This window comes from Micromonospora sp. NPDC000207 (assembly GCF_040300925.1).
GTDB lineage: Bacteria > Actinomycetota > Actinomycetes > Mycobacteriales > Micromonosporaceae > Micromonospora.
Map to the genome: position 1 here is coordinate 1 of NZ_JBEPEQ010000204.1, position 4,409 is coordinate 4,409.

The following is a 4,409-nucleotide window of genomic DNA, read 5'->3' on the forward strand; positions in this document are numbered from 1 at the left end:
GGGGCGGTCCGGATCGGGACGCTGCGCATCCCCGGCGCGGAGCCGGTGCCGGCCCTGGTGCCGCTGCTGGACGCAGGGCACGTGCACCTGTCCGGCGCGGAGCTGGCCGGCGGTGAACCGGTGGTCCCGGCGCTGCTCCTGCGCAGCCTCGGGCAAGCCGACCCCGGCACGGTACGGCTGGTCGGCTACGACCCGGACCAGCTCGGCGGCGGGCTGGCCGGGTTCGCCCCGCTGACCTCCGCCGGGCTGCTCACCTTCGTCGGTCCCGGCGGGCTGGGCCGGCTGCTCGACGACCTGGTGGAGCAGATCCGCCGGATCAACGAGACGGTGCTCGCCGGGGAGTACGCCTCGCTGCGGGAGCTGGCCGCCGCCACCGGCCGTCGACCCGAGCCGTGGCGGGTGGCGGTCCTGCTCGGCGGGGACGAACTCAGCCGCCACGAACGCAGCCAACTCGACAGGGTGGTCCGCACCGGCGCGACGTGCGGGGTGCACCTGGTGGTCCGGGGGGTGCCGCTGCCGGAGCACCAGACGGTGACCCGGATCGTGGTCGAGCCGGAGGGGGTACGCGTCGGCGACCCGCCGGGCCTGCCGGCCCGCCTCGACCCGCCGCCCCCGGCGACGCTGGTGACCGAGACCTGTCGGGCGGTGGCGGCCACCGTCAACGCCGGTCCTCCCCCGGCGCCCTTCGCCGAGCTGCTCCCCCCGGTCGAGCAGTTCTGGCAGGAGGACTCGGCGAACGGCCTGACCGCTCCGATCGGTGCCGCCCCGAACGGCCGTCAGGTGCAGCTCAGCCTCGGCGACTACCCTCCGCACGCGTTGATCGGCGGCCCCTCCGGGACCGGCAAGACCAACCTGATCTTCGCCTGGATCGGTGCCCTGGCCTCCCGCTACTCCCCCGACCAGCTGGAGTTCTACCTGCTCGACTTCAAGGAGGGGGTGTCCTTCGCCCGGTTCGCCCAGGGCCGACGGGACCCGAGTTGGCTGCCGCACATGCGGCTGGTCGGGATCAACGTCAACACCGACAGGGAGTTCGGCCTCGCCCTGCTCCGGTTCCTCGCCGAGGAGTTGCGCCGCCGGGCCGACGCCGCCAAGAAGCACGAGGTCACCAAGCTCTCCGAGCTGCGTACCGTGGACCCGCAGGGCCGGTGGCCCCGGATCGTCGCCGTGGTGGACGAGTTCCAGATGCTGCTGGCCGGTCGGGACGTCGTGGCCAGGGAGGCCGCCGACCTGTTGGAGGACCTGGCCAGACGGGGTCGTTCCCAGGGCATCCACCTGGTCCTGGCCTCCCAGGACGTGCGGGGCATCGAGGCGTTGTGGGGACGTCCGGCGTTGGTCGCCCAGTTCACCCTGCGGATCGCGCTGCCCAAGGCCCTGCGGATCCTGGCCGAACGCAACGACGCGGCGCAGACCCTGCCCCGACACCACGCGGTGGTCAACGCCGAGTCGGGGATGGCCGAGGGCAACCAGGTGGCCCGGATCCCGTCGGCGAGTGACTGGGAGAGCTGGAGCGAACTCCAGCACCGGCTGTGGCGGATGCGCCCGGAGGACGCCGCCCCGGCCCGGCTCTTCGACGGTGACGCGATCCCCCGACTGACCGAGGCACCGGACTTCCGGGCGCTGCGCCCGGGTGAGGGTGAACGCCGTACCCCGGTCGCCGTCCTCGGGGAGATCATCGACGTCCAGGCCCGGTCGGCGGTGCTGCGGTTGCCCCGGGCCCCGGGGCGGAACCTGGCGGTGATCGGGACCCGGGTCGACGAGGCGTGCGCGGTCCTGGACGCCGCCGCCCGGTCCCTGGCCCGTCAGCACCGTCCCGGGGAGGCCCGGTTCTCCATCGCCTGCCTGGACCCGGATGCCGACCCGGCCGCCCGGGAGCTGTACGGGGAACTCGCCGACGACGCCGCCTGGTACGACGAGGAGACGGTGCCGGAGCTGATGGCCGAGACCGCCGAGGGGCTGTCCCGGGCGGGTTCCGGCGCTCGGCCGCACTACCTGCTGCTGTTCGCCGTCGACGCGGCGGCCGGGCAGCTCGCGGGCCGGGTCGGTGGCCGGACCGGTCTGGAGCAGCTGCGCCGGATCCTGCACGACGGGCCGGAGCGGCGTACCCACGTGCTGGCCTGGTGGCGTGGGGTGGCCCGGATGCGGGTGGACCTCGGCGGCCCGGCGGCCCGCACCGACCAGATCGGCGCCTGGGTGGCGCTGGACGTGCAGGGAGGCGAGTTGGGCTCCTCGCTCTACCCGGGCACCGGCGGCCCGGACTGGTACCCCCGCCCGTGGCGTGGACTCTTCTTCGACAGGTCGGTACACCGGACCGGGCAGGTCATCATCCCCTACGGACCGGCCCGATGAACGAACCGGTGCCCAGCGAGACGTACGCCGCGCAGGTCCGTCGGTTGGCCGAGCTGACGGCACGGGTCCACACCCAGCGGCAGGAGGCCCACACCTGGTACGACAAGCAGTGCGCCGCCGCCGACCGGGCGGTGGCGGAGGCCACCGAACAGCTGCGGCGGGCCGAGGAGGAGGCCGAGGCGGCCCGGGAGCTGCTGGAGCGGGTGGACGGTGAGGCGGCGCACCTGTGGCAGCAGCTGCGCGACCGGTTGGGGGGTGGACGCCGGGCGGGTGCGCCACCGGGGGCGAACCGCGACGCCTCCGGCGACCCGGTCCACCTGTTGCAGGGCGTACGGGAGCTGCTGGACCGGGTGGGGCAGCCCGGTGAGATGCCGTCCTCGGCCAACCCGGTGCTCGCTGTCTGCGGCGTGTTCGGGGCGGTCCTGGCGTACGCCCTCGGCGCGGTGGCCCGCGAGTTCGGGGAGAGTTCCGGCGGGGACCTGGCGGTCGGGATGCCGGTGCTGGCGCTGGTGGTGACCCTGCTCGGGCCGTTGATCGGTCTGGTACCGGCCAAGCGGGTGGCGGACCGTCGACACGCGGTGTTCGGCCCCCGGCCGATGGCGGTGGTGCTGATCGCCGGGCTGGCCTGCACGGCCCTGCTGCTGGCTGTCGGCCGCTGACACCCGCCGGGCCACGTGCCGACCGCACACCCCGCCGGGTCACCGCCTCGCCGCCCGAGGTCACCGCAGCGGACGACCTCGGGGACGCGGCCGTCAGGCGGGTACGGCGACGGCCTCCCGGAGCAGCCGGCGGGCCAGGACCAACCGGTCGGCGTCGTCCAGGCCCGGCAGGTCCCCGACCCGGGTGAGCGCACCGTCGAGGAACGCCCGCAGCGCCGGTTCGCAGAGCGCCGGGAACGTCAGCGACCTGTCGGACAGCAGGAGCGTGACCCGGCCGTCGGCGGAGTGGGTGAGCTGCCGACGCAGCCCGGGCCGGACGGTGAGGCGGGTGTCGGTGGTCAGGTCGGCCACCGCGGCGGCCTGGGCCAGGGGACGGATCGGGGCCGGACGGGCGGCGGGCCACACCCGCTGGCGCAGCCGGGCGGCCACCGCCTGCGGGTCGGCCCGGGACAGCCAGTCGCGCAGCGCCTCGACGGTCTCGGCCAACTCCGGTTCGAGGGCGTCGGGATCGGCGACGTCCGTGGCGAACGGCAGCCCGGCGCGGAGCCTGGGGTCCTCGGCGGCGAGCGCTAGCAGCTCCTCGACCAGGGCGTACCGGGTCAGCGCCCGGATCCCGACGGTCAGGTGCAGGGAGCTGGACTCCTGCGCCTGGGCGCTGTGCAGCCAGCCACGGGGAAGGTAGAGGGCGTCACCGGGTTCGAGGACGACGTCGAGCGCTGCGGCACCCTCGGCGGTGGCGGAGACCTCGTCGGCCCGGCCGCCCCACGGCTGCCGCTCCAACGGGTCGACCAGCACGGGGGGATGGATCCGCCAGTGCTTGCGGCCGTCGACCTGGAGGACGAAGACGTCGTGGGTGTCGTAGTGGGTGGCGAAGCCCTGGCTCCCGGCCGGGGTCAGGTAGGCGTTCACCTGCAACGGCTGGACCAGGGCGGCACCGAGGTCCCGGGTGAAGTCGATCAGCGCCGGCCAGGTCCGGTGCAGTCCCTGTAGGACCAGGGTGGCGCCGTCGGCGTACAGCTGGAGGATCCTCTCGTCGAGGACCTGGTCGCCGATCTCGGCACCGGCACCCCCGCCGCCGGTGTACCGCGCCGCCGGGATCAGCTGACCGTCGCGGGCCACCCGCAGGAACGGGGTACGCAGGCCCCGGCGACTGAGGAGTTCGTCGGCGTCGGCGGGGCTGAGCAGGTCGGTGAAGCCCGTCGGGCCGGGGAGGTCCGCGGCCCGGGACAGCAGTGGGGTACGTCCCCAGTGGGTGGCGACGAAGGTGGCCGGGTCGACAGCGACGCACCGCTGCAACGCGGCGGCCCCGGGCGGGGCGGGAGGGGTCGCAGTGGATCGACCCCCCCGGCGGGCGGGGGCCCCCCGCCCGGGGGAGAAACCCCACCCGCAAAACACACCCGGGCC

3 protein-coding genes are annotated in these 4,409 nt (G+C 75.0%); 2 read left to right on the top strand and 1 reads right to left on the bottom strand.

The window, feature by feature from the left end; genetic code table 11:
- On the top strand, window positions 1–2,346 hold a 2,346-nt coding region (locus ABT336_RS26870), incomplete at its 5' end, for an FtsK/SpoIIIE domain-containing protein (RefSeq protein ID WP_350900313.1).
- The gene (locus tag ABT336_RS26875) at window positions 2,343–3,005 is read left to right on the top strand and encodes a hypothetical protein (protein ID WP_350900315.1); all 663 of its coding nucleotides are present in this window, start codon (window positions 2,343–2,345) and stop codon (window positions 3,003–3,005) included. The genes ABT336_RS26870 and ABT336_RS26875, both read left to right, overlap by 4 nt.
- A gap of 93 nt (window positions 3,006–3,098) precedes the next feature.
- On the opposite strand, the gene ABT336_RS26880 is transcribed toward ABT336_RS26875, so the two are convergent.
- Window positions 3,099–4,400, bottom strand: coding sequence for a cupin domain-containing protein (locus tag ABT336_RS26880; protein ID WP_502891277.1), 1,302 nt, complete (start codon window positions 4,398–4,400; stop codon window positions 3,099–3,101).
- Between the last annotated feature and the right edge of the window lie 9 nt (window positions 4,401–4,409).